This is a genomic window from Nonomuraea sp. NPDC048892, from assembly GCF_040649735.1.
Taxonomy (GTDB): Bacteria; Actinomycetota; Actinomycetes; order Streptosporangiales; family Streptosporangiaceae; genus Nonomuraea; species Nonomuraea maheshkhaliensis.
Map to the genome: position 1 here is coordinate 35,690 of NZ_JBEZFZ010000018.1, position 23,517 is coordinate 59,206.

At 71.0% G+C, this 23,517-nt stretch carries 23 protein-coding genes; 9 read left to right on the forward strand and 14 right to left on the reverse strand.

The features are described from left to right. The gene (locus tag AB0C28_RS40140) at nucleotides 1-1,290 is read right to left on the reverse strand and encodes an amidohydrolase (RefSeq protein WP_357850149.1); all 1,290 of its coding nucleotides are present in this window, start codon (nucleotides 1,288-1,290) and stop codon (nucleotides 1-3) included. A 228-nt stretch (nucleotides 1,291-1,518) separates the two neighbouring features. On the opposite strand from AB0C28_RS40140, the gene AB0C28_RS40145 reads away from it, so the two are divergent. Next, the gene (locus tag AB0C28_RS40145; RefSeq protein ID WP_358080561.1) at nucleotides 1,519-4,200 is read left to right on the forward strand and encodes an FHA domain-containing protein; all 2,682 of its coding nucleotides are present in this window, start codon (nucleotides 1,519-1,521) and stop codon (nucleotides 4,198-4,200) included. A gap of 44 nt (nucleotides 4,201-4,244) precedes the next feature. Here AB0C28_RS40145 and AB0C28_RS40150 read toward each other — a convergent pair whose 3' ends face one another. The 6 genes from AB0C28_RS40150 to AB0C28_RS40175 form a co-directional block, all read right to left on the reverse strand. Beyond that, nucleotides 4,245-5,306 (reverse strand): Glu/Leu/Phe/Val dehydrogenase dimerization domain-containing protein, encoded by a 1,062-nt coding sequence (locus AB0C28_RS40150; RefSeq protein WP_358080563.1) that lies wholly within the window; start codon nucleotides 5,304-5,306, stop codon nucleotides 4,245-4,247. 184 nt (nucleotides 5,307-5,490) lie between these two features. Further along, nucleotides 5,491-6,237 carry a maleylpyruvate isomerase family mycothiol-dependent enzyme gene (locus tag AB0C28_RS40155; RefSeq protein WP_358080565.1) on the reverse strand — a complete coding sequence of 249 codons (747 nt, stop codon included), beginning with the start codon at nucleotides 6,235-6,237 and terminating at the stop codon, nucleotides 5,491-5,493. A 123-nt stretch (nucleotides 6,238-6,360) separates the two neighbouring features. Beyond that, nucleotides 6,361-7,827: an MDR family MFS transporter gene (locus AB0C28_RS40160; protein WP_358080567.1), complete on the reverse strand. Its 1,467-nt coding sequence runs from the start codon at nucleotides 7,825-7,827 to the stop codon at nucleotides 6,361-6,363. Nucleotides 7,828-8,122: 295 nt separating this feature from the next. After that, nucleotides 8,123-8,290 (reverse strand): hypothetical protein, encoded by a 168-nt coding sequence (locus AB0C28_RS40165; RefSeq protein WP_358080569.1) that lies wholly within the window; start codon nucleotides 8,288-8,290, stop codon nucleotides 8,123-8,125. Between the two features lie 39 nt (nucleotides 8,291-8,329). Continuing rightward, on the reverse strand, nucleotides 8,330-8,689 hold the full coding sequence (locus AB0C28_RS40170; RefSeq protein WP_358080718.1) for an STAS domain-containing protein: 360 nt from the start codon (nucleotides 8,687-8,689) through the stop codon (nucleotides 8,330-8,332). Between the two features lie 92 nt (nucleotides 8,690-8,781). After that, nucleotides 8,782-9,567 carry a MerR family transcriptional regulator gene (locus tag AB0C28_RS40175; protein ID WP_357850130.1) on the reverse strand — a complete coding sequence of 262 codons (786 nt, stop codon included), beginning with the start codon at nucleotides 9,565-9,567 and terminating at the stop codon, nucleotides 8,782-8,784. A gap of 221 nt (nucleotides 9,568-9,788) precedes the next feature. Here AB0C28_RS40175 and AB0C28_RS40180 point away from each other — a divergent pair, with 221 nt between their 5' ends. Further along, nucleotides 9,789-10,910, forward strand: a complete 1,122-nt coding sequence (locus tag AB0C28_RS40180) for a serine hydrolase domain-containing protein (RefSeq protein WP_357850127.1) — start codon at nucleotides 9,789-9,791, stop codon at nucleotides 10,908-10,910. Between the two features lie 13 nt (nucleotides 10,911-10,923). On the opposite strand, the gene AB0C28_RS40185 is transcribed toward AB0C28_RS40180, so the two are convergent. Beyond that, a complete protein-coding gene (locus AB0C28_RS40185; protein ID WP_358080571.1) occupies nucleotides 10,924-11,610 on the reverse strand; it encodes a helix-turn-helix domain-containing protein in 687 nt (228 codons plus the stop codon). 93 nt (nucleotides 11,611-11,703) lie between these two features. On the opposite strand from AB0C28_RS40185, the gene AB0C28_RS40190 reads away from it, so the two are divergent. After that, the gene (locus tag AB0C28_RS40190; RefSeq protein ID WP_357850121.1) at nucleotides 11,704-12,225 is read left to right on the forward strand and encodes a DUF1772 domain-containing protein; all 522 of its coding nucleotides are present in this window, start codon (nucleotides 11,704-11,706) and stop codon (nucleotides 12,223-12,225) included. 80 nt (nucleotides 12,226-12,305) lie between these two features. Here AB0C28_RS40190 and AB0C28_RS40195 read toward each other — a convergent pair whose 3' ends face one another. Both AB0C28_RS40195 and AB0C28_RS40200 read right to left on the reverse strand, forming a co-directional pair. After that, complete coding sequence (locus AB0C28_RS40195; RefSeq protein ID WP_358080573.1) at nucleotides 12,306-13,088, reverse strand: glycerophosphodiester phosphodiesterase family protein; 783 nt, start codon at nucleotides 13,086-13,088, stop codon at nucleotides 12,306-12,308. A gap of 99 nt (nucleotides 13,089-13,187) precedes the next feature. Then, nucleotides 13,188-13,562 carry an STAS domain-containing protein gene (locus tag AB0C28_RS40200; protein WP_358080575.1) on the reverse strand — a complete coding sequence of 125 codons (375 nt, stop codon included), beginning with the start codon at nucleotides 13,560-13,562 and terminating at the stop codon, nucleotides 13,188-13,190. A gap of 421 nt (nucleotides 13,563-13,983) precedes the next feature. Here AB0C28_RS40200 and AB0C28_RS40205 point away from each other — a divergent pair, with 421 nt between their 5' ends. Beyond that, complete coding sequence (locus tag AB0C28_RS40205; RefSeq protein WP_357850112.1) at nucleotides 13,984-14,391, forward strand: hypothetical protein; 408 nt, start codon at nucleotides 13,984-13,986, stop codon at nucleotides 14,389-14,391. A 164-nt stretch (nucleotides 14,392-14,555) separates the two neighbouring features. Here AB0C28_RS40205 and AB0C28_RS40210 read toward each other — a convergent pair whose 3' ends face one another. Then, nucleotides 14,556-15,158: a TetR/AcrR family transcriptional regulator gene (locus AB0C28_RS40210; RefSeq protein WP_357850109.1), complete on the reverse strand. Its 603-nt coding sequence runs from the start codon at nucleotides 15,156-15,158 to the stop codon at nucleotides 14,556-14,558. A 49-nt stretch (nucleotides 15,159-15,207) separates the two neighbouring features. Further along, entirely contained in the window at nucleotides 15,208-15,894 is a 687-nt protein-coding gene (locus AB0C28_RS40215; RefSeq protein WP_358080577.1) for a DUF6082 family protein, read from the reverse strand. Nucleotides 15,895-16,352: 458 nt separating this feature from the next. Between AB0C28_RS40215 and AB0C28_RS40220 the strand changes: the two genes are divergently transcribed. Both AB0C28_RS40220 and AB0C28_RS40225 read left to right on the forward strand, forming a co-directional pair. Continuing rightward, a complete protein-coding gene (locus AB0C28_RS40220; protein ID WP_358080720.1) occupies nucleotides 16,353-16,553 on the forward strand; it encodes a DUF397 domain-containing protein in 201 nt (66 codons plus the stop codon). Nucleotides 16,554-16,710: 157 nt separating this feature from the next. Further along, entirely contained in the window at nucleotides 16,711-17,562 is an 852-nt protein-coding gene (locus AB0C28_RS40225; protein ID WP_358080578.1) for an aminoglycoside phosphotransferase family protein, read from the forward strand. Nucleotides 17,563-17,840: 278 nt separating this feature from the next. On the opposite strand, the gene AB0C28_RS40230 is transcribed toward AB0C28_RS40225, so the two are convergent. Further along, nucleotides 17,841-19,067, reverse strand: coding sequence for an MFS transporter (locus AB0C28_RS40230; RefSeq protein ID WP_358080580.1), 1,227 nt, complete (start codon nucleotides 19,065-19,067; stop codon nucleotides 17,841-17,843). Between the two features lie 846 nt (nucleotides 19,068-19,913). Between AB0C28_RS40230 and AB0C28_RS40235 the strand changes: the two genes are divergently transcribed. The 3 genes from AB0C28_RS40235 (at nucleotide 19,914) to AB0C28_RS40245 (ending at nucleotide 22,559) form a co-directional block, all read left to right on the forward strand. Next, on the forward strand, nucleotides 19,914-20,180 hold the full coding sequence (locus tag AB0C28_RS40235; RefSeq protein WP_357850258.1) for a MerR family transcriptional regulator: 267 nt from the start codon (nucleotides 19,914-19,916) through the stop codon (nucleotides 20,178-20,180). Between the two features lie 247 nt (nucleotides 20,181-20,427). After that, nucleotides 20,428-21,300, forward strand: a complete 873-nt coding sequence (sigJ, locus tag AB0C28_RS40240) for an RNA polymerase sigma factor SigJ (protein ID WP_357850095.1) — start codon at nucleotides 20,428-20,430, stop codon at nucleotides 21,298-21,300. A gap of 71 nt (nucleotides 21,301-21,371) precedes the next feature. Then, nucleotides 21,372-22,559 carry an FAD-dependent oxidoreductase gene (locus AB0C28_RS40245; protein WP_358080582.1) on the forward strand — a complete coding sequence of 396 codons (1,188 nt, stop codon included), beginning with the start codon at nucleotides 21,372-21,374 and terminating at the stop codon, nucleotides 22,557-22,559. A 53-nt stretch (nucleotides 22,560-22,612) separates the two neighbouring features. On the opposite strand, the gene AB0C28_RS40250 is transcribed toward AB0C28_RS40245, so the two are convergent. Then, nucleotides 22,613-23,485: an alpha/beta fold hydrolase gene (locus AB0C28_RS40250; protein ID WP_357850089.1), complete on the reverse strand. Its 873-nt coding sequence runs from the start codon at nucleotides 23,483-23,485 to the stop codon at nucleotides 22,613-22,615. Nucleotides 23,486-23,517: the final 32 nt, after the last annotated feature.

Sequence of the window (23,517 nt, forward strand, 5' to 3'; positions counted from 1 at the left end):
TCACGCCGGTGACGGATCAAGGCCGGGCCCGGGGGCGAGCCAGGCCAGTGCCGCCGTGACCAGCGCCTCCGTGCCCATGCGCAGCGTCGGCGAGAGCACCGGTGCGAAGGCGGGGGAGTGGTTGCCCGGCACGTCCTCCGCCAGCCGGTCCTCCCGCACCGCCCGCTCGTACGTCTCCGGGTCGGCGCAGCCCAGCCCCCAGAAGACCGAGGGCGCCCCGGCCTCGGAGCCGAAGACGCCGAAGTCCTCGCTGCCCATCAGCGGCGCCAGGTCCGTCACCCGCTCCGCCCCGAACCGGGCGCTGAACGCATCCCGGACGACGGCGGTGGCGCCGGGGTCGTTCACGGTCAGCGGGAAGGAGTTCAGCGTGCGCAGCTCGGGCGGGCGAGGCGCCCCCGACGCCGCGGCCTCGGCCCGCACCACCCGCTCGACCCCGTCCAGCAGCCGGCGCCGCACCTCGGGCGAGAACGAGCGGAGGTTGACGGTGATGCTCGCCTCGTCGGCGATGACGTTCTCCTTGTGACCCGCGTGGATCTGGGCCACGGTCAGCACGGCCCGGTCGAACGGCGACACCTCGCGCGAGACGACCGTCTGCAACCGCATGACGGTGGCCGCGGCCAGCACCACCGGGTCCACGGTGTGCTCGGGCTGCGAGCCGTGGCCGCCCCGGCCGTACAGGCGGATCTCCAGGCTGTCGGCGGCGGCCATGACCTCGCCAGGGCTGACCAGCACCGTGCCCGCAGGCCGCGGGAAGACGTGCTGGCCGAGCACGACGTCGGGGCGGCCGACCAGATCGAGCAGCCCGTCGTCCACCATCGCCCGCGCCCCGCCCGCCACCTCCTCCGCCGGCTGGAACACCGCTACCAGCGTGCCCCGCCAGCGCTCACGCCCGGCGGCCAGCGCGGCGGCCGCGCCGGCCAGGCACGTCACGTGCATGTCGTGGCCGCAGGCGTGCATCAGCGGCACCCGGCGGCCCTCGGCGTCCTGGGTGGTCGCGGTGCTCGCGTACGGCAGGCCGGTCGCCTCGGCCACCGGCAGCCCGTCCATGTCGGCGCGCAGCACCACCGCGGGCCCGTCGCCGTTGCGCAGCACGCCCACGACGCCCGTGCCCCCGACCCCGGTGCGCACCTCGAACCCGGCCGCGCGCAGCCGCTCGGCGGCGACGCCCGCCGTGCGCTCCTCCTGGAAGGACAGCTCGGGGTGGCGGTGCAGGTCACGGTAGAGGGCCGTGAGCTCGTCGCACGTGGCGTCGTCGAGCCCGGCCAGGACGGCTTCGGTGGCAGCGGTCATGCGAGTGCCCGTTCCAGTCGGTGATCTCTCCGGCGAGTGTACGCCGGGCGCTTCCGACCTGATCGGAGGCACCTGCCTGCTCTCCTCGCTCGCTCGCCTGGCGCTTGAGCTCGTCGCCGCTCTTAGTACGAGCATTCTTGAAACATCCGTCTTCACCGGGAAAGTCTGTCTACGGTCGGCTGTTCGGGGCTATCGTCGCCTCTGGTCCTCCGTGAGAAAGGCGCTTCCGTGACGCAGCTTGTCGTCGAAGGCCATGGCGTGTCCGTGACCCTCGATCCCGGACGTGCGTACCGGCTGGGCCGCGACCCGAGGTCGGACGTCGTCATCAGCGACGAGCGGGTCTCGCGGACGCATGCCGAGCTGCGGTTCGAGGGCGGCCAGTGGATCCTGGAGGACGTCGGCAGCCGCGGTGGCACGTACCTGGGCGGCCGGCGGGTGCAGCGGGTCGCCGTCGGCCCGGGCAGCAGGATCGACCTCGGCCACCCGACGGACGGCGGCGCCATCACCTTCCGCACCCCCACCCTGCCTCCGCCGCAGGAGACCCCGTGGCGACCGGGCGCCTGGACCCCACCCCCACCACCGGGCGCCCGAATCTCACCCTCACAGCCGGACGCCCGGACCTCGCCCCCGCAGCCGGACGCCCGGATCTCGCGGCCAGAGCCGGCCGCCTGGACGCCGCCTCCGCCCACGTCCAGACCCGCTGCCGTCCCTCCGCCTCCGCCCACGTCCAGACCCGCTGCCATCCCACCGCCTTCGCCCGCACCGGCGCCTGTTCCCCCGCCTCGGCCCGCGCCCCCGGCGCCCGCCTGGCAGCCCGCGCAGCCGGGAGGCGCCACGCTTTCGCCCACGCCCACGCTCCGGCTGACAGCGCCTACCTCGGGGCCTGGGCAGCCGGGTGGCGCCGGGCCGACGCCCACCCTCCGCCTCCCCCGTACCGGGCAGTGGCGGGAGCCGGCGACGGTCAGGGATCTCGGCGGGGCGCAGATCGTACGCATCGGCCGGGCGCCCGAGAACGACATCGTCGTCACCGACCTGAGGGTGTCGCGGCGGCACGCCGAGCTGCGCATCGACGCCGGCGGCCACGAGATCGTCGACGTGGGCAGCAGGATGGGCACCTACGTCAACGGACAGCTCGTGCAGCGGGCCCGCGTCACGCCCGACGACCTCATCGGCATCGGCCCCTCGTCGTTCCAGCTCGTGGGCGACACGCTCATGGAGTACGCCGACACGGGCGAGGTCTGCCTCCAGGCCCACGATCTCACCGTCACCGTGGGGGACGGCAAGGTGCTCCTCGACCATGTGTCGTTCCCGGTGGGCGAGAAGTGCCTGCTGGCCGTGGTCGGCCCCAGCGGGTCGGGCAAGTCCACGCTGCTGCGCGCCCTCACCGGCCTGCGCCCCGCCGACCAGGGCGTCGTCACGTACGACGGGCGCGACCTCTACCGCGACTACGCCGAGCTGCGCTCCCGCATCGGCCTCGTCCCGCAGGACGACATCCTGCACCACCAGCTCACCGTCCGCCGCGCCCTCATCTACGCCGCCGAGCTGCGCTTCCCCGACGACACCCGGCAGCACGAGCGCAAGGCCCGCGTCGACGAGGTGCTGCAGCAGCTCGGGCTGGCCAACCGCAAGGACAACCGCATCTCGTCGCTCTCCGGCGGCCAGCGCAAGCGCGTCAGCGTCGCGCTCGAACTGCTGACCAAGCCGTCCCTGCTCTTCCTCGACGAGCCGACCTCCGGCCTGGACCCGGGCCTGGACAAGTCGGTGATGCAGATGCTGCGTGGCCTGGCCGACGAGGGCCGTACCGTCGCCGTCGTCACCCACAGCGTCGCCAACCTGGACATCTGCGACCGGCTCCTCGTGATGGCGCCGGGCGGCAAGATCGCCTACTTCGGCCCGCCGGGGGAGGCGCTGCCGTTCCTCGGCTTCACCGACTGGGCGGACGTGTTCATCGCCTTCGACGACCCCTCCAGAGACTGGGCCGGCGAGTTCACGCGATCCGAGCTGTACCAGAAGTACATCGCGGCCGACCTGATCCAGCCCGTCGCGACGCACCACCCCGTCCAGCGGGAGCTGCCGCCGAAGCAGCAGAGCTGGCCGGAGCAGCTCAGCACGCTGGTGCGCCGCTACTGCCGCGGCATCGTGGCCGACCGGCTCTTCCTCGGCATCACCATCGCGCTGCCCATCGTGATGGGCCTGATGGCCCGCGTCGTCCCGACCGGCAACCTGATGGGCCCGCCGAACAGCAACGGCAACTCGGCGAACCTGCTGCTGATCCTGTGCATCGGCGGCTGCCTGACCGGCTCCGCGAACGCCGTACGGGAACTGGTCAAGGAACGCGCCATCTACCAGCGAGAACGGGCGGTCGGGCTGTCCCGCTCGGCCTATCTCTGCTCCAAACTGCTCGTCCTCGGCGTGATCACCGTGGCGCAGGGCGTGGTGCTGACGTACGTGGCGATGCTGAACGTCAAGACGTACGACACGGGCGTGTTCACGGCGCCGATGATCGAGCTGTCGCTCGCCGTCGCACTGCTGTCGTTCACCGCGATGACCGTGGGCCTGCTCATCTCCGCGCTGGCCAAGACCAGTGAGACCACGATGCCGCTGCTCGTCCTCGTCACCCTGGTCCAGCTGGTCTTCTGCGGGGCGCTGGTGCACCTGGACGACAAGCCGGTGATGGAGCAGCTCTCGTGGCTCGTCCCGGCCCGCTGGGCCCTGGCCGCGCTGGCGGCCACGCTCGACGTGGGCCAGCTCATCCCGCACATCTCGGACCCGCCGGACCCGCTGTGGAAGCAGGACCTCGGCACGTGGCTCCTGGACATGAGCGTCCTGGCGCTCCTCGCCGTCGTCTGCGCCTTCCTGGTGGCCCGCATGCTGCGCCGCCACGAGCCGGCGGTGATGCGCGGCAAGTGAGAGCGGCGCAGGGTGCGGCGTCCTGTCTTGGGCGCTGAGGTGTATCAGCGCGCCGGTTCGGGGGCGAGGGGCGGGCCCTCGGGGAGGCCGTCGGGGGCGCGCCAGGTGGACAGGAAGCCCTCGGCCACGGCGCACGAGCCCGCGAACGGCCCGTCGGGATGCTCGAGTGCCGTGCCGGTGAGCTCGGCGACCCGCTGCTCCACCAGGGTCCGGGCGGTGGCGGCGTCGGTGACCTGGCGGTTGCGCTCGGAGATGTAGCCGATCGTGGCGCCGGCCCCGCAGACGAAGTCCGCCAGCGTCAGCACGCCGCGCTCGCGCAGCGCACGCAGGCCGGCGTCGGTGTAGGGGACGTTCGCCGCCGGGGCGACGACGCGGGCGCGGACCTTGGCGGCTCGACTGGCACTCAGGGTGCCGGTGCGGGCGCCGGGCACGAGCACGTCCGCCGCCACCTCGTACAGCGACTCGGCCGGATGCACGGGCAGCCCGAGCCGTTCCACGCAGCCGTCGCCGTGCTCGGCCCGCAGCTCTTCCAGGGCGGCGACGTCCAGCCCGGCCGGGTCGGTCACACATCCCCGCAGCGTCGACAGCGCCACGATCCGCGCGCCCCGCCGCGCGGCCTCCCGTACGACGGCGCCGCCCACCTTGCCGAAGCCCTCGACCGCGAGCGTCCGCCCGTCCAGGCCGCCGAGCGCCGTCTCCGCCGCCACGACCACCCCCAAGCCGGTCACCATCGTGTCCACCAGCTCGCCGCCGACCTCCTGGTGCATCACCGCGTCGGTACGGTAGCCGGGCAGCGGCGCGAAGTCCTGCGTACGCGTGCCCAGGTCGGAGGCCGTGAGGAACTCCTCCTTCTCGACCAGCGGAGTGATCTCCCGGCAGTAGCGGGCCACGGTGGCCTCCCGGTCCGCGGCCTCGGCCCGCAGCACCGCCTTGGCGCCGCCGATCCGCTCGCCGAGCACGGCCAGCTTGTACGTCATCGCCCGCGCCAGCAGCCCCGCCTCGCCGGGGGTCACGTCCGGGGCCAGCCGCGTCCCGCCCGCGCTGGTCGGGCAGTCCAGGTCGAAGGCGATGTACCCGTCCACCGAGGCGAGCTCCACGATCCTCATGCGCGCTCCTCACGTCATGCGATACGTCATTCGATCGGCGCCGCCGGGAAGATGACGACACCTGCCGACCAATCTCGACGCCAACCCGCGCTCTGTCCATGGCAGCCCAGGGAAAATCGCCTGCCCCCGCCGATCGGGCCCCGCCCTCCGGCGGGCCTGCGTGAGAACGAACCCGGCGCTCGGCCTACTGGGTCGCCTCCTTCAGCAGGTCGCGCAGTCGTTTCACCAGCTCGGGATCGCCGTCGAAGGTCAGCGCCGAGCCGTCCGCCCGCCGCCACAACCACAGCAGCACGTCCTGGGGTGCACCCGAGATCGACGCCTCCCCGGGCGCTTCGTCCCTGGTGACCTCGACGCCCGAGGCGGCCAGGCGGACGAACAGGCGATCCGCTCCCGCCGTGATCGACACCGCACGCCCGTCCGCGCCGGACAGGGCCTCACCGAAGTCCTCCGGCCACTGGCGAGAGGCGAAGGCGAGGAAGGTCACGAGGATCTCGTCGATGCCGTCCACCGCCAGGTCGGCCGGGATCGGCACGATGGGCTCACCGGCCGCCAGTTCGGCGTCCACCCGGTGCACCGCCGTCTCCAGCGCCATCCTGCGCGCCCAGAACCCGACGGTCTGGTCGGGGTCGTACCACGTCAGCGCCTGCTCCTCCGGCTTGCGGGAGGTGAGCTCGCCGCGCAGCCCGGCCATGGCGCGATCAAGGTACGCCGCGGGGCCGTCCGGGTCCGGCTCGGGCGGCCAGGGCCTCGGCCAGGCGCCGCGGCGCATCGTCTCGACCTTGTGCAGGAACGTGTCGCCGACGTGCTTGAGGAGGTCGGCCGTGGTCCACCCGGGGCAGTGAGGCACCGGGGCGGCGAGGTCACGGATGGCGGTCTCGCGCATCCGCGCGTAGTCCCGTTCGATCAGGTGTACGTACCGGGGCTGATCCATGCGCCAAGTCAAACACGGCCGCACGGACGTGGCACTGCTGCCGGCTGCCCGGCGCCCGCCCGGTACGACGACGGCCGTCACCGCCATGAAGTGGCGGTGACGGCCGGTCGGAAGACCGCCGAATCAGTGGGCGGGCCAGGCGGGGCCGTCGCCCTCGCCGGTGTCGGGCGCGCGGGCCGGGAGGAGCAGGGCGGCGACGACCACGGCTACGGACAGGGCCGCGCCGATGATGAACGCCAGCCGCATCCCGCCCAGATCGGCGAGCCCCTCGCTGACCCCGGCCTCGGTCAGGGCCTCGGCCCTGGCGCTCATCACGGTGATCACGAGCGCGGTGCCGAAGGCCGCGGCCACCTGCTGCAGCGTGCTCAGGATCGAGCTGCCGTGGGAGTAGAGCCGCGGAGGAACCGCGCCGAGCCCGAGGGTGAAGACGGGGGTGAACGTCGCGGCCAGGCTCACCATGAGCAGCGCGTGCAGGCCGAGGATCTGCCAGAACGGCATCGTCATCGAGACCTGGGTGAACCCGGTGAGCGCGAGCATGATCCCGATCGCGCCGGGCACCACCAGCACCCGGCCGCCGAACCGGTCGAACAGGCGGCCGACGGTCGGGCCGAGCAGCCCCATCGCCAGGCCGCCCGGCATCACCAGGAGCCCGGTCTCCAGGGCGGTGAGCCCGCGCAGGCTCTGCAGGTAGAGCGGCAGCAGGATCATCGAGCCGAGCATCGCCATGAACGCCACCGACATGAGGATCAGCGCGACGGTGTAGGTGCGCTGGCGCAGGGTGCGCAGGTCGAGCAGCGGCACGCCGTGCTTCTGCAACCACAGCTGGCGCAGCACGAAGCCGAGGATGGTGACCAGCCCGGCCAGCACGATCGCGACGGCCACGCGGGCGTCGCCGCCCTCAAACCGGCTGAGCCCGTAGACCAGGCCGCCGAAACCGGCCGCGGCGGTCACCACGCTGAACCAGTCGATGCTGCCGCGCTCGGTCTCGCCGACATTCTGCAGCCGCTTCAGGCCGCCCCACGCGATCAGGGCGGCGATGGGCAGCACCACGGCGAACAGCAGGCGCCAGGAGCCGAACTGCAGGATCACGCCGGAGACCGTCGGGCCCATCGCGGGCGCGACCGACATGGCCAGGGTGACGTTGCCCATCACCCGGCCGCGGTCCTCCTCGGGCACCACCCGCATCAGGGTGGTCATCAGCAGCGGCATCATCACGGCCGTCCCGGACGCCTGGACGATGCGGGCGACCAGCAGCACGGCGAACGACGGCGCCGCCATCGCCAGCGCGGTGCCGAGCAGGAACAGCCCCATCGCGGTGGCGTAGGCGGCCCGGGTGGACACACGCTGGAGGAACCAACCGGTGATCGGGATGACCGCGGCCATGGTCAGCATGAAGGCGGTCGAAAGCCACTGCGCGCTCTGCTCGGTGATGTGCAACGCCGCCATCAGCCCCGGAATGGCGTTGATCATGATCGTCTCGTTGAGAATGACCACGAACGTGGCCAGCACCAGCAGACGGATCACGGGCGGCGTGCGGCCGGACGCGGCGGCCGCGGGCTTGGCGGGTGAGTCGAGCTCGGAGATGGTCACGGAACCTCGTTCGGGGTCGTCGGGGGAGAACCGGTCGTCACCGGGGATCCGGGCTTCGGTTTCACAAGATGTGGTCGTCATGTACAGACTGACCGGTGCCACCGACAAAACTCATCGGCCGCGCCCAACGATGCGGCATGAAGTGGGATATGTCACCCGAATTATCGCCGCTACTCGCAGTTCAGGGCTGCGATTCCCCTCGTACGAAGGCCCCGCCGCGCCGGACGGGTGGTGCGGACGCCGGCCGGTGCCCATCGCGTCGCGCGGAGCCGGCGCCGCACCTCGGCCCCTCAGGTCAGAGACCGGCCGACTTCACCAGCCGGCAGCTGTCGACGAGGTCGCCCACCGCCAGGGACGTGACGGAGCAGAGGGCGGGCCGCTTGAGTGAGCGCGCGTCGACCGGAGCCGCGGACAGGAACAGGCCGGCGAGAGCGCCGGCGGCGATTACCGTGAGTATCTTCATGGCAACAGTATGCAGCCGCCCGTGAGGGGCTCGCTCCCCTCAGGCGAGGGCGGCGAGTGCTTCGTCGAGGTCGTCGTAGAGGGGCAGGACCTTGGCCAGGCCGGTGATCCACATGATTTTGGCGCGGCGGTAGTCGACGCCGATGAGGGCGAATTTGCCGTCGGCGGCCTGGCTGGCCTGCCAGTGGTGGATGATCAGGCCGAGGGCGCGGCTGTCCATGAAGGTGGCGCCGGCGAGGTCGAGGATGATGGAGGTGCCGGCCTGGGCGAGGTGGTCGGCGAACTGCTGGCGGGTGGTGGCGTCCAGCACTCCGTCCACGGTGATCACGACGATGTCGCCGGCCGTGGACGACGTCAGGCGCACAGACGCGGGGGCGGGGGTCTCGCCGGCGGACATCATCACCCTGCCATCGTATAGAGGCCACCGCCGGCCGGGCCCGTCAGCGCGGGCCTGGCCGAGTTGTGGGCGCTGGATCCCAAGCGCACAGCCCGTTACCGGTGCTGAGCGCGCGGGACGTCCACGCCGGCCGCGCGCAGGTGCGCCTCGATCAGGGCGTTGAGCCGGGCGAGAGCCGGCTCGTGGTCCTCGCCGTGGTGGTCGATCAAGCCGTACCTGGCGTCCGCGTCGGGCCGCCGCCGCAGCTCGGCCGGCATCTCCAGCCGTTCGAGGTCGGCCAGCAGCCGGCCGGCCACCGCGGCCGCCAGCTCCTCGATCCGCGGATCGCCGGGATCCCAGGACCGCGCGTCCCAGCCCTGCTTGGTCAGCTCGACGAACTCGGGATCGTCGAGCCAGCCTTCGAGCCGGGACAGGAAGCCGTCGAAGATCTCCGGGATCAGGGCCCGCGTCAGCACCATGGCCTCGCGCTGCGTGTCCACGTAGTCGGCGCCGAAGCCGAGGCCGGCCAGCCGGTCGAGGAGCGCGCAGGCCCGGTCGGGCAGCAGCGCCCGGTCGCCTTGGTCGAGCCGGCGCAGCGTGTCACGGCGCGCGATCAGGTCCTCGATCCGTTCGGTGAGCCGCCGGTCCACGTCGTCCAGGGCGGCGCTGAACTGTACGGGATCGGCGTCGAGCAGGTCGCCGACCTCGGCCAGCGGCACCCCCGCCCCGGCCAGGGTGCGGGCCTGCACCAGCCGGAGCAGGTCGGCCGACCGGTAGCGCCGGTAGCCGGAGCCGTCACGTTCTGGCTCGGCGACCAGGCCGAGCCGGTGATAGTGCCGCACCGTCTTGATCGTGACGCCGGCGAACGCGGCCGCCTGGCCGATGGTGAGCCCCCCGGCCATCAGCGGGCCGTCGGGTACGGGTCGCGGGCGATCACAGGGTCGAGGATAACCCGCGAAAGTCCCGGCCCATCACGTCGCCGCCGAAGGACCGGCACGCGCGGCGGTTGACCTTGACCTTAGGTCAGGCTCCAGGCTGATCGCAGCGCAGCCTTCACGGGGCCGGAGCGCCACCGCCCTGCCCGCCTGCGCCGGACACCACTTCCACCAGCCAAGGATCGATCATGAACGAGTCCCTCCGTACCGTCGAGAACCCCGCCACCGCCCCCGACCGCCCGGAGTTGCGGGAGGCGATCGAGTCGTTCGTCGAGTACGGCTTCGCCGGCGTACAGCTGCGCGTGCACGACGAGCGCGGCCACTGGGCCGGCAGCGCCGGGGTGAGCGAGCTTGGCGGGAGCGCCGCGCCGCCGATCGACGGTCACTTCAGGATCGGCAGCGTCACCAAGACCTTCACCGCGGCCCTGATGCTGCTGCTCGTGGCCGAGGGGCGGATCGGGCTCGACAGCCCGGTGGCCGGCCACCTGCCCGAGTTCGGGCTGGACCCGCGGATCACGGTGCGGATGCTGCTCCAGCACACCAGCGGCCTGTTCAGCTTCACCGGCGAGATCTACCCGGACGGGAGAGCCGTGGCCGGCGGCGTCCCCGGCGTGGGCAAGGAGTGGGTGGACAACCGGGACAGGACCTACCGGCCGGAAGAGCTGGTGCGGATGGCGCTGTCCCGGCCGGCCAGGTTCGAGCCGGGAGCGGGCTGGAGCTACTCCAACACCAACTACGTGCTGGCCAGGCTGCTGATCGAGCAGGTCACCGGCCGCCCCTACCCGGAGGAGATGCGGCGGCGCGTCCTTTCCCCGCTCGGGCTGACCGGCACCGTGGTGCCCGAGGCCGCGCCGGAGCTCCCCGAGCCGCACGCGCACGGCTACTACCCGTACGAGGAGGGCGACCGCTGGGAGGTGGCCGACACCACCCGCTTCAACCCCTCGTGGATCTCCGCCGCCGGCGACATGATCTCGACCACCCAGGACCTGCACACGTTCTTCTCGGCCCTGATGGGCGGCCGGCTCCTGCCCGCGCCGCTGCTGGCCGAGATGTGCACGCCGGACCCCGTCATGGGCTACGGCCTCGGGGTGTTCGTGGAGCGGACGGACGGCGGCGGCACGATCGTCCAGCACAACGGTGGCTTCTGGGGCTGGGCGACGCTGATGTACGCCACGCCCGACGGCGGCAGGACCATGACCGGCTCGCTGACCTTCGGGGACGCCAAGGTGGACTGGGTCGCCATGGCCGAGGCGATGGAGAACGTGAAGCGGCGGCTCGTCACGGCGGTCTTCGACGCACCGGCGGCCTGAGCGCCGGGCCGGGTCATCGCCCGCGTGCCGCCTCGCCGTCCGGGCGGGCGAGGAGGGCGGAGGCGAGCATCGAGGCGAGCCACTCCTCGTACTCGGCCTCGCTCCAGCCGCACACCTCGGTCAGCTTCTCGAAGTTCTCCGTCGCGGTGAGCACGTAGATCTGCTCGGCCGCCCTGGCGGGGGAGAGGCCGGGGCGCAGGGCCCCGAGCTCGTGGAGGTGGGCGGCGGGTCCGTGGCTGCCCGTCAGCCGCTCGCGTTCGATGCCGTCCAGGACGTCCCGCAGCCCGTGGTCGCCAGGAGACGCGGCCGCGGCGTCGCGCAGGACACGGTGCACGGACGTGATGCGCCGCAGGATCCCGGTGGCCATGGCGGCGTAGAGGGCCAGTTTGCGTACGGGGTCCGGCTCGTCGATGATCGCCCGCACCTCGGGGCGGTCGCTCTGCGGCACGGGCCGGGCGTCCCCGGCGAGCGTGATGTCGTAGACGAGCTTGGCCAGAGCGGGTTTGCCGCCGGGGCACGACGTGTACAGAGTCTGAACGGCCACCCCGGCCTCGCGCGCCACGTCGGCCATGGTCGTGGCGGCATAGCCCTTGCCGATCATCAGCTCGTGCGCGGCCGTCGCGATCTTCTGGCGGGTGGCCTGGGCGTGCTCCTGGCGCAGGGCGCTGGAGTATCGGCGGCGCTTTTTCTGCTCGGTCATCGGAGGCCATGATTCCAGAACTATATTGACTAGATTTCTCTCTAATGAATATGGTCGAATCTAGTCAAGTCTTCGCCGAGGGAGGGGCGCACGATGTCCGCGATTCTCACCGCGTCCAGGATGATCGCGTTGCTGCTGATCGGCACGTACGCGGGCGGTGTCGTCTTCACGGTGCTGGCCCCGTCCGTCGGCCGGATGCCGGGGCCCGCGTACGTCACGTACTGGCAGGCGCTCAACGTCGACTACGGCCGGGCCATGCCGCCGCTCCTGCTGGCCGCAATCGCGGCGTCACTCGTCGCGGCGGCCCTGTCGTGGCGGCACGGCCGGCTCGTCTTCGGCCTCAGCGTGGCCGCCCTGGTCCTGGTGGTCGGCACGGTCGTCCTCACCCTGGCGGGCCTTGAGCCCATCAACGGGATCGTGGACGGCTGGACCCCCGACCAGTTGCCCGCCGGATGGGAGGAGAGCCGCCGGCAGTGGTCGGACCTGCATCTCGTCCGCACGGCGCTCGCCCTCACGGCGTTCGGCTGCCTGATCGTCGCCCAGGGCGTCGACCGCCTGCACGGGGCGGACCCGCGACCGGCTCAGGGCGGCTACCCGCTCGCCACCCGGCACTGACCGGGCGGGCGAGCCGGGCGGGTCAGTGGCCGGGCGAGCGGGCCGGGCGGGTCACTGACCGGGCGGCTGGGTCGGGCCGGTTACTGGCACTTGCCCGTGAGCCACGTGCGGAGCTGGGCCGGGTAGTCGGTGGCGATCCGCTTGGCGCCGCTCTTGAGCGCCTGGTTCCACGCGCTCTCGTTCAGCCGCCACGACGGCGGCGGCTCCTCCCACTTGGTGACGTCGGGCCAGACGGGGCCGCCGCTCAGCACCTGCGCCAGGCCCGCGGCGGTCACCCGCTTCCTCAGCTCGGCGGAGATGCCGCTGTCGTGCGAGTACAGGATGATCTCCTGCGAACGGTGACTCTCCTTGACGGGGTCGAGGACCTCGGCCCAGGCCCGCGCCTTGATCGCGGCGTCCGCGTGGAACAGCGACTGCCGGCCCTCCGGCTTGACCTCCACCATCGCGATCATGCCGGCCGACTTCATCGCGGCCAGCCACTGACGGAACGTGTGCACCCTTTCGCCCTTGAACGGGCCGCGCGTGATGGTTCGCCCGTCCAGCTTCGTGGCGCCGCTGGCCCACCAGATCTCGGTGATGTTCTTCTTCGTGCCGGTCAGTCCCCAGGTCGAGGTGTTGTGCCACATGACGGCCTTGGTGCCGTCCTTGGTGAGCTGCAGGTCGGCCTCGACGCCTGCCGCGCCCCACGCCTTGTGCTGACGGATGGCCGCCGGGTTGTTGGGCTGGCGGATCTGGTCCCGTTCCCACGCGTCGGCGCCGGTGGGGTAGCCGCCGTGCCCGAAGATCTGCGGGCATGCGGGCAGCGCGGCCGACGGGGAGGTGAGTAACGACGCCAGCAGGAACGCGGCGAGGGGGACTGCCACAACATGCACCTTTCGATCTTGAAGTCGGTGCACCACACTGTCCCACAGCCACGCTCGCGCCGAGTACACGGTGACGGTCGTGGTCCCGGCCGCCCGTGACTACGACCGCAGCCGCCCGGAGCCGGCTTCGAGGTCGCGTACGGCCGCGGCGGCCTCCGTCACGTCGGCGTGGATGTTCAGGGCGTGCCACACGCCGGTGAGCTGCAGGATCCGCGCGGGAAGATCCTGGACGGCGGCCAGGTGCAGCGTGCCGCCCTCCCTGCGGATGTCGGCGTGCACCAGCAGCAGCACCTGCAGCCCGATGCTGTCCATGAAGGTCAGCTCGGCCAGATCGAGGATCAGCGGACGGCCGCGCCGTCGCTCCCGGCTGATGAAGGATTCGAGCTGGCCGACGTTGGCGGCGTCGAGCTCGCCCGACACGACGATCAGCGCGCCGGCGGCCAGCGAGCGGCAGCGTACACCGAAGGGAGACATGGAGGTCTCGTCGCGGGCGTTCAGCGGATGGACGAGTGCGCGAGAGTGATGAACACGAGCGATCTCCACGGTAGGCCGGCCTCACGGTGCCGGCGGCGTCGCCGTCACCGCTGACGCTACGGCCGAAGCGGGTCGCGGGAAAGGCCTTTGGGCACAGGATCTTCAACCGACCCGGCCGTCTATCCACTTTTAGCCATAAAGGCCACTATTTCCGATGGCTCGGCCGACCAGCGGTGCATTCCTCCGTGCTTTTCCGGCCTTGACCAGGGCCGGATGCGGCACTCGTCACGCGGTAACGGGTTCGGGGTCGATCGATCAAAGTTTCTTGATTGTTCCCGCCGGGGTGGCGCGCGGCGTGATATCGAATGCGGGCTTACTTTCAATCTTGCTCTCTGTAAGGGCGCGATCGAAAGGAATTATCATGCTTCGTCGTACTGTGTCAGGCGTCTTCGCCCTGACGGTCGCCGGTCTCATCGCGGCAGCGGTTTCGCCCGCGCACGCCGAGCAGAGTGGCGCGCACGCGCGCCCGGCGTCGTTCTATGACAGCGCCGCCGCCATCGTCAACGCCGACGGCACCCTGAACCGGGGCACGAACGTCGTCAGGTCGTGGCTGGCGGAGACCGGCCGATACTGCGTCCAGCTCGCCCACCCGGTGTCGGCGCCTGACGCGCTCATCCAGCTCACGCCCCGTGACCCGCGGCGGCTGCCGCACATCGCGTACCGCAACCCGTCCGCGAGCTGCGACCACGAGAACACCATCACCGTCCACGTGTACGACACCAACACGGGCCGCCTGGCCGACGGCGGATTCGACCTGCTGGCGATCTGAGCGGTGACCCGGACGTCCGGAGGCCCGATCACCCCTGGCCTCCGGACGGGCCACCTGCAATCTGGGCCACCTGCAACCTGGGCCGGTAGCGACCTGGGCCACCCGCGACCTGGGCCACCCGCGACCTGGGCCACCCGCGACCTGGGCCGGTCGTGGCCGGGGTCCTACCCCTGAGGAGCGCCCGCGCCGGCGGGGTCGCGCAGGAGCCCTTCGACTCCGTGCAGGAAGGTCTCGCCGATCAGGTGCGGATCGAAGAGGCAGCCGGCCGCCATGGCGCCGTCGCGCAGCATGACGAAGTGCCGCCCGGCGCGCTCGGGCCGCGTGTGGCCGGCCCGCTCCAGCAGCCCGGTGACGGTTTCGAGGAACCACTGACGGTGCGCGAGGACCGCCTGGTGGGCGGGGTGCGCGGGATCGGGATATTCGGCCGCGGCGTTGAGGAAGGCGCAGCCGCGGAATCCGGGTGACCCGATGTCGCCGGCGATGGACCGGCTGATGGCCAGCAGACTCTCACCGGCGGGTCGTCCGTCGGCCAGAGCCTTGTTCACCTGGTCGCGAACGGCCTGGTCAACGCCGTCGAGGTAGGACAGGACGAGCTCTTCCTTGCCGGGAAAATGCCGGTAGAGGGTCGCCCTGGTCACTTGCGCTTCCGTGACGATCCGGTCGATGCCGACCGAGTGGATGCCCTCGGTGTAGAAAATCCTGGTCGCCGTCGCGAGCAGCCGTGACCGCGCTTCGGAGGTCCGGCTCAGCGGTTCACTTCTCCCCATGCGAACACTCTACCAGATAGAACGTTCGGTCTCCACTTGCCGCCTGCCTCTACTGAGGTCGCCCGCGTACGGAATGCCGCCTGCTCGCCATCCACCCACCCACCAGCCCGATGGCGGCGCCGGCGGCCGCCCCCGCGACCAGATGAGATTTCTCCTTGGGCGCTTCGGATGGTGCCGGTGTCGGGGGAATTTCCGGCGTGGCCTGATACGCCGACTCCATGATTTCGTTGAACCGGCGCATCTTCCGATTCTTCGCGGCTCTGAGGCGATGGATCCTGGCCTCGGCCCAGAATCTCCGTCCGGGAGTGGTGGTGAACAACTCCGCGGTGGCGAGTGAACGTAACACGCGATCCGGCATGTCGCCGACCTGGTAGCGCATCTCCCAATACGAGACGATGAGGTTGAGATACAGGTGCTGCCGTAACTCGTCCGGCGTACGGTGACGATCCAGCGACCCCCAGCAATCGAGGTAGACGGGATCCCGCATCGCCATTTCCATCAGTTGCACGTGGTAACCGCGAGCGGACTCTTTGCGGGTGGCCCGCGTCTCCTTCCCTTGGAGGATGAGCGAGCTGACGACCCCGATCAGCGCGAATCCCGACAGAATTGCCGATGCCGCCCCATAAGTCTGGCCGATCTGGCTCAACCTGTTCCAGTCGGCATCCCGGGCGAGGTTTATCTGCTGCAGAAGAACAGGCGAGAGAAGCGTCAGCGCGGCCCCTCCGGCCGTCGCCATGACCAGGGTGAGCAGGAGTAACGCGCGAGAGGTCCGGTTGCCTTGTCGTAGAAGTCTAAGGCGCACGGTCACACGGTGTCACATCGAGGCGGCCAAGCCTAGACTTGACGCATGAGGGCTCCGGTTTGCCCCGAGTCGCACCAGGGAAGACCTTGGGATGAATCGCCGGACGGCAAAGGGCTCAACCCAGGCCCCGAGCCTGACATTGTGGTTGCCCCATCACACGGCGACCCGGTGACTTCGTGAGACGATTCCGGTTGACCCCTCGGTGCGGTTCACTCTGGCTTTCACGGATCCGGTCCTGTGTTTTTCCAGGTCCATCGAGATGCTGATTCCCGCCATGAATGTCAGGCCGAGGCGGATCGGGAGAACTCGTCCATTCGCGTGCGCGGCACATGGGCGTGCACGATTTCCTTACCAGTTAACTGAACGTCGACACGAGACGACGGGAGACAATGATGTCATTAAGTGAATCGTCGTGGTATCGCAGCAGCAGATGCACTGAAGATTCGACCTGTGTCGAGGTCGCGCTGCATCGAGGTCGCGTGCGGATACGTGGAAGTCTCATGCCTGACATTGTGCTGAGCTTCTCGCCGCACGCCTGGGCGGAGTTCATCGGCAGGATCAAGCGACATGAGCTCGACCTGGCGTTCGCCTAAAGGAAGACCGGCAGGGCGTCCAACCCGAGGCGGGACGCCCTGTCGCTTGTTGACCCCTGCGGCCGGCCGGGTGGATATCCAGTTGCCGGGCCGGTGGAAGATCTCGGAGAATCCCCTGTCGTGCGCACGGTGCGTACGCGAGAGGGGACAGGTGGCGATGCGGGCAGCGGAGCTCGAACGGGCGATGATCGCGGCCAGGTCCACCGCATCGTCACTAGGTTTGGCGGCGGACGACGCGATCGTCCTGCACGACTCGAACAAGGTCACCCTGCGCCTGCTGCCCTGTGACGTCCTGGCCAGAGTGGCGCCCGGGGCGGACGATCAGGTGGCCCGGTTCGAGATCGAGGTCGCGCGACGGCTCGCCGCATCCGGGAGCCCCGTGGCCGCGCTGGAGCCGCGGGTCGAGCCGCGCGCCTACGAGCGCGACGGCTTCGTGATCACGCTGTGGACCCACTACGAGCCCGCGGGGTCAGGAGACGTCCCATCGGCCGAGGTCGCCGCCGCGCTCGGGCGGCTGCACGCCGGCATGCGCGCGATGGAGATCCCGGCACCGCACTTCACGGATCGGGCCGAAGAGGCCCGGCGCCTCGTGGCGGACCGCGACCGCTCCGCGGCGCTCCCCGACGACGATCGCCGGCTCCTCGCCGGCACGTTGCGCGATCTGAGGCGGTCGATCACCGAGCACGGCGCGCCTGAGCAGTTCCTGCACGGCGAGCCGCACCCCGGCAACGTGCTCAGCACGAAGGACGGGCTGCTGTTCATCGACTTCGAGACGTGCTGCCGCGGGCCGGTCGAATTCGACCTCGCCCACCAGCCCGAGGAGATCGCCGAGCACTATCCGGACGTCGATCACGAGCTGCTGCGCCAGTGCCGGATCCTCGTCCTGGCGATGATCACGGCGTGGCGCTGGGACCGCGACGACCAGCTTCCTGACGGGCGGCGGCTGGGTGAGGAGTGGATCGCGCAGCTGCGGGCGGCGCTCGATCACACCGGTCCTTCCGCCTGCTGATCCCGGGCCTTCGAGGTCGTACGCCGCGAGAGTCCGGGGCCGTTCGGGCGACGGGGCGGTGTACGTCAGTCGCCGGACCGATGGACGATCGCCTTGCTCGACCGTCCGGGATACACCACGACCAGGTCCCGCCCGCGTCCCCGTACCAGGCACGGGAAGGCGTGCTCCCGGTGCTCCGCCCGCGTGTCGCCGAAGCCTCGGTCCCGCTGGGTCCAGGCGGGGCAGCTCGCGTCGTACGGCGGCCGGTACGGGACGATGGGAGGCGGCTTTCGGCGGGCTCAGTCGTCGTGGGCGATGAGCCTGAGCTGCCGCCACAACAGCACCACGAACACCGCGGACCCGGCGAAGGCGAACCAGAACGGCGCCGCGACCCCGAAAGCGGTGGCCAGGGTGCCGCCGATCAGCGAGCCGACCACCAGACCGGCGTAGACGCAGACCGTGTTGACGCTGCCCACCCGCCCCTGCAGCTCATGGGGGACCGCACGCTGGCGGACGGTGACCGAGGTCGTGCCCCAGATGAAGGCGTGCGCGCCGAAGACCACGAAGATCCCCCCGGCCACCCACGGCGAATGCGTCAGGGCCAGGCCGAGATGGGTGAGCGTCTCGATGACGAGTCCGATCCGCATCAGCGCGCCGAGGCTCACCTTGCGGGTGATGAACCCGTACAGACCGGTGCCGATCAGCCCGCCGATCCCGCCGAGGGTGGTCATCAGGCCGAAACCCACGGCGCCGAGGCCGAGCTGCTCCTGGGCGTAGAGGACGAGCACCGACCAGGCCGCGCCGAACGTGAAGTTGAAGATCAGGATGGTGAGCGCCAGCGTGCGGACCGCCGCGTGCCGGATCGTCCACCTGAACCCGGCGACCAGCTCCCGTACGGCGTTCGGCGCCTGCGCGTCCGCCGGCCGGACGCGCGGCGGCAGGGTGATCCGGGAGATCAGGACGATTCCCGCCACCACGAGCAGCAGCTGTCCGGCGAACGGCCAGGTCACGCCCACCCCGAACAGCGCCGCGCCGATCGGCGGACCGGCGAGCTGGTTGAGCGTGATGAACCCGGTGCCCAGGCGGGCGTTGGCGATGACGAGATCGTCCCTGTCGACGAGCGTGGGCGTCAGCGTGGCCGTCGTGTTGTCGGCGAACACCTCGGCGATGGACCGCAGCGTGAGCGCCGCCAGCGCCGTCGCCACCGTCACGGTGCCGGTCACCATGAGGACGACGAGGGCCGTCAGCACCAGGGCCCGTGCCACGTTCGCGACGAGCACGATCCTGCGCCGGTCGTACCGGTCGGACAGGACGCCCGCGTACAGGCCGAACAGCAGCGGCGGCCCCCAGCTCACCAGCGCCGACAGCGAGATCAGCAGCGGGTCGCGCGTCAGCGACGCGATCAGCAGCGGGCCCGCCGCGGCCGCGACCCCGTCACCGAGATTCGTCAGCCAGCTCGACGCCAGCAACCACCGGAATCCCGTCCCCATGCGAGCCGGCAGGACTCGTTCCACCACTGAGATCACGAGCGCAAGACTCTACGTTTCGTGGGCTATCGAGGGCAACGCGTTTTTCGCCCGCTTTCAGCTTGGGGCGGCCGCGGGGCCGGCGAGCCGTCGTCGAACCACGCGCGGGTGCGTTCCAGCAGGTCGATCTGGTGCCGGCGTTTCTGGAGCCGCCTTCGCCGGTGGCGACGAGCATGCCGTGATGATCGGGACGGACCTATCGCCCAAGATCGTGCGGCGGATGAAGGCTGCGATAGGTGCCGATGAAAATCTGTGTTCGCCGTAGTAGACATTTGCGCGCTCGGGTACTAGAGTTTCTGACATCGCAAGGAACGGATCCACCGGGCAGCGGAAGTACCAGGCAACACGATGAACCGCCCGGAATGAGGATGAAGTCAGTTGGGTCAGGCAGAAGGTCGGACGTGAAGGGCCAGCGCGGTCGGTAAGGGCCCAGATCGTGGACGCGCTGCCGTTGATGTAAGTGGACGTCACGTCCAGAGGAATAGGGAAGGGAGTGTTGAACGCCATCGAAGGATCGCCCGTCGCCGGCTGACGTTCGCCGCTCGGGTACCGCAGTTCCACAAGATGGGAAGGTGGTCTACGGTCACGCATCCGCGATCCCCGCATCGCCGCCATACAGGGCGGCGGATGCGGATGACAACAAGCCGGCCCCAGGCCGGCAGATGGTGTTGAACCTCTTCGGGGCCCCGGCGCACATGGCGCCGGGGCCCCCTGTTGGCGTGAAGAAAGGCATCTATGGGTCAAGGGCACACACCCGGTGCCGTGCAGGCTTCGCCCGCCGGCGCCGACGATGACGGTCACAGCGCCGAGGACCGGTTCGACGATGACGACTACCCCGCCTACAGCATGGGCGCGGCGGCGGAACTGCTCGGAGTCACCCCGACGTTCCTGCGGGCCCTGGGCGCCGCCAAGCTGATCGAGCCGAGACGCTCGAGTGGCGGCCACCGCCGCTACTCCCGCTACCAGCTGCGCCTGGCGTCCCGGGCCAGAGAGCTCGTCGACCAGGGCACTCCCGTCGAGGCCGCCTGCCGGATCATCATCCTGGAGGACCAGCTCGCCGAGGCACTGCGCATCAACGCCGCGTACGAGCGCGAACGCGCGGCCGGCGACTGACCCCACGACCACGCGGCGGCTCCGCCGCTGCGCTGCGACGCGGGCGCCGTGAAGCGGCTCCTGGCGTGCCGGCGTGCGATCAACCGGGCCGGTTCGTGCCGAGTCCAGGAGCGAGCGACGCCGTTTCCGGCGCTCGACGGGGCCGTGTGGCCTTCCGGGCGCGCGTCCGCCGGGCACCTCGAAGAGGCCCAGGGGCGGGAACGGGGTGGCGCGGTGGCCTGCCTACACTCGGGGCGGGAGGTCAAGGGTGGAAGTGAGCGGGGCGCCGGGGGAGGCGGACTGGCGGGCACATCGCTCCGCCGTCTTCGGGGCGGCGTACCGGATCCTGGGCAGCGTCGCGGAGGCCGAGGACGTGACGCAGGAGGTCTGGTTGCGCGCCGCCGGCGCCGATCTGTCCGGGGTGCGGGATCTGCGGGCCTGGCTGGTGACCGTGGCGGCCAGGACGGCGTACGACGTGCTGCGCTCGGCGCGCGTCCGGCGCGAGGCCTACGTCGGCCCCTGGCTGCCCGAACCGCTGCTGACCGGCCCCGACGTCGCCGCCCATGTGGTCATGGACGAGTCCGTGAGCACCGCGATGCTGATCGTCATGGAGACCCTCACCCCCGGCGAACGCGTCGCTCTGGTGCTGCACGACGTCTTCGGCTTCCCGTTCGACCAGATCGCCGAGGTGCTCGGCTGCACGCCCGCCGCGGGACGCAAGCTCGCCTCCCGCGCGCGGGCCCGGGTCGCGGAGGTTCAGGAGCGGCCTCAGGCGTCGAGGGCGGAGACCGAACGTGTGCTCAGGGCGTTCAGGGCGGCCGCCGACGCGGGCGACCTGGCCGGGCTGGTCAGCCTGCTGCACCCCGAGGCCGTCTACGTCGCCGACGGCGGCGGCCGGGCGACCGCCGCGCGCAGGCCGATCGAGGGTGCTGAGCGGATCGCGCGCCTGGCGGTCGGGCAGGTCGAGCTGAGGCGGCCCGGCTCGTACCGGATCATCGAGGTGAACGGGCAGCCGGCCCTGGCGACCTACGACGGCGACCGGCTCGTCTGGCTCGACACGGTGGAGATCGCCGGCGGGCGGATCACGACCTTCAGAAGACTGGTCAATCCCGACAAGCTTGCGCTCCTCGGTCACATCTGAGGACGCTGTCTCGTCTCCCTGCCGACCCGCACCCCGACCTCCGGGGGCGGCGCCGTAGAGAGGATGAGACAGTGGCACATGTAGTGATCATCGGTGGCGGTTTCGCGGGCGTGTGGAGCGCGGCGGGAGCGGCGCTGGCCCGCAGAGAGGCAGATCTGGCCCGCCGGGACGCGGATCTGAGCATCACGCTCATCGCGCCGAACGACCACCTGGTGCTGCGGCCCAGGCTGTACGAGTCGGATCCGGACTCGGCCAAGGTCGAGCTCCGCCGGATCCTCGGCCCGATCGGCGTCGAGCACGTGCGCGCCTCGGTACGCACGATCGACACCGGCCGCCGCGTGGTCGTGGCGGATGGCAGGGAGCTCGGCTACGACCGCCTGGTGCTGGCGGCGGGCAGCGAGCTGGTCCGGCCCGAGGGGCTGCCCGGCGCCGAACGGCTCTTCGACATCGACACCCTGGACGGCGCCCGGCGGCTCGAACGTCGTCTGCGCGGCAGGGACGGCTACTCCGCCGTGGTCGTCGGCGCCGGGTTCGTCGGGCTGGAGGCCGCCACCGCACTGGCAGCCCGTGGCCGGGTGCTGCTCGTGGACCGGTCGGACGTGGTCGGGCACGAGCTCGGCCCCGGCCCGCGCGCGGAGATCGAGGCGGCGCTGGACGAACTGGGTATCGAACGCCGGCTCGGCAGCACGGTGACGGAGGTCGGCGACGGGTATGCCGTCCTGTCCGGCGGCGCCAAGGTGGCGGCGGACGTGGTGGTCTGGGCCGCGGGTCTCAGGGCCGGCGGGCTCACCCGGCAGATCTCGGACGATCTCGACCGTCTCGGCCGGGTGCCGGTGGACCGGTGGCTGCGGGCCCTGCCCGAGGTGTTCGCCGCCGGGGACGTGGCCGCGGCGGCGTACGACGCCGAGCACACGGTCATGCAGGCCTGCCAGCACGCCACTCCGCTCGGCAAGGTCGCCGGCTACAACGCGGCGGCCGACCTGCTCGGAGTGCCGCCCCGCGAGTTCACCCCCGGCCCGTACGTCACCTGCCTGGACCTGGGCGGCGCCGGCGCGATCTTCACGCGGGGCTGGAATCGCAGGGTGATGGCCTCGGGAGCCGAGGGCGCGGCCGTCAAGAAGCTGATCAACCAGGCCATCCACCCGCCGGTCGACGACGCGGAGAAGATCCTGGCCGCCGCCGACGCCGTCTACCTCGACCTGCCCTTCTTCCCCCGCGACCAGAATGAGGACGCGGGCGAGGTCATTACCGCCGCCTGAGCGCGGGCTCCACCCAGCCGACGCAGGCCCGGCGCCGCACGGCCGGTGCCGGGTCAGCGGTCGGCGGTGGTGCGGGACAGGAAGTCGCGGATCAGGCCGGCCACCTCGTCACCCGCGCTCTCCAGCAGGAAGTGCCCGCCGTCCAGCAGATGGATCTCCGCGTTCGGGACGTCCTGGGCGAACGCGCGAGCCCCGTCGGGCCCGAAGATCTCATCGCCCTTGCCCCACACGGCGAGCAGCGGCGGCTGGTTCGCCCGCAGGTAGGCGTGCAGCTCCTTGTACAGCGGCGGGTTGGTCGCGTAGTCGCGGAACAGGGCGAGCTGGATCGCGTCGTTGCCGGGACGGGACACCAGCGCGTGGTCATGGTGCCACGTGTCGGGGCTGACCAGGCTCTCGTCCGGGACGCCGGTGAGGTACTGCCAGCGGATGGCCTCCAGGCTCAGCGCGGTGCGGATCGCGCGCTCCGTCTCGGGCGTCTGCTCCCGGTGGTAGTCCCACACGCTCTGCCAGAACTCCGGGACGAAGCCGGCGGCGTACCCGTTGCCGTTCTGCGTGATGATCGCCGTGACGGCCGCCGGGTCGTCCAGGGCCAGCCGCCAGCCGATCGGGGCGCCGTAGTCCTGGACGTATACGGCGTAGCGCCACACGCCCAGCTGGTCGAGCAGGCCGGCGGTGAGGCCGGTGAGGGCGTCGAAGGTGTAGTCGAACTCGTCGGCCGGCGGGGCGTCCGACAGCCCGAACCCGAGGTGGTCGGGCGCGATCACGTGATAGCGGTCGGCGAGCGCGGGAATCAGGTGGCGGAACATGAATGAGCTGGTCGGGTAGCCGTGCAGGAGCACGATGACCGGCGCGTCCGCGGGGCCGGCCTCCCGGTAGAACAGCCGCCGGCCCTGGACGGTGGCGTAGCGGTGGTGAACGGCAGTCATGTCTAACTCCTATAAGTCATTTTGATGGTTAG

Bases quoted from the DNA above. Each gene is read 5' to 3' on its own strand.
- AB0C28_RS40175 (WP_357850130.1), bottom strand. From the start codon at position 9,567: ATGGCCGGGGGGCTCACCATCGGCCAGGCGGCCGCGTTCGCCGGCGTC.
- AB0C28_RS40180 (WP_357850127.1), top strand. From the start codon at position 9,789: ATGAACGAGTCCCTCCGTACCGTCGAGAACCCCGCCACCGCCCCCGAC.
- AB0C28_RS40220 (WP_358080720.1), top strand. From the start codon at position 16,353: ATGTCATTAAGTGAATCGTCGTGGTATCGCAGCAGCAGATGCACTGAA.
- AB0C28_RS40250 (WP_357850089.1), bottom strand. From the start codon at position 23,485: ATGACTGCCGTTCACCACCGCTACGCCACCGTCCAGGGCCGGCGGCTG.
- AB0C28_RS40140 (WP_357850149.1), bottom strand. From the start codon at position 1,290: ATGACCGCTGCCACCGAAGCCGTCCTGGCCGGGCTCGACGACGCCACG.
- AB0C28_RS40150 (WP_358080563.1), bottom strand. From the start codon at position 5,306: ATGAGGATCGTGGAGCTCGCCTCGGTGGACGGGTACATCGCCTTCGAC.
- AB0C28_RS40225 (WP_358080578.1), top strand. From the start codon at position 16,711: ATGCGGGCAGCGGAGCTCGAACGGGCGATGATCGCGGCCAGGTCCACC.
- AB0C28_RS40235 (WP_357850258.1), top strand. From the start codon at position 19,914: ATGGGCGCGGCGGCGGAACTGCTCGGAGTCACCCCGACGTTCCTGCGG.
- AB0C28_RS40205 (WP_357850112.1), top strand. From the start codon at position 13,984: ATGCTTCGTCGTACTGTGTCAGGCGTCTTCGCCCTGACGGTCGCCGGT.
- AB0C28_RS40185 (WP_358080571.1), bottom strand. From the start codon at position 11,610: ATGACCGAGCAGAAAAAGCGCCGCCGATACTCCAGCGCCCTGCGCCAG.
- AB0C28_RS40210 (WP_357850109.1), bottom strand. From the start codon at position 15,158: ATGGGGAGAAGTGAACCGCTGAGCCGGACCTCCGAAGCGCGGTCACGG.
- AB0C28_RS40170 (WP_358080718.1), bottom strand. From the start codon at position 8,689: ATGATGTCCGCCGGCGAGACCCCCGCCCCCGCGTCTGTGCGCCTGACG.
- AB0C28_RS40155 (WP_358080565.1), bottom strand. From the start codon at position 6,237: ATGGATCAGCCCCGGTACGTACACCTGATCGAACGGGACTACGCGCGG.
- AB0C28_RS40215 (WP_358080577.1), bottom strand. From the start codon at position 15,894: ATGGCGACGGCCGGAGGGGCCGCGCTGACGCTTCTCTCGCCTGTTCTT.
- AB0C28_RS40200 (WP_358080575.1), bottom strand. From the start codon at position 13,562: ATGTCTCCCTTCGGTGTACGCTGCCGCTCGCTGGCCGCCGGCGCGCTG.
- AB0C28_RS40190 (WP_357850121.1), top strand. From the start codon at position 11,704: ATGTCCGCGATTCTCACCGCGTCCAGGATGATCGCGTTGCTGCTGATC.
- AB0C28_RS40165 (WP_358080569.1), bottom strand. From the start codon at position 8,290: ATGAAGATACTCACGGTAATCGCCGCCGGCGCTCTCGCCGGCCTGTTC.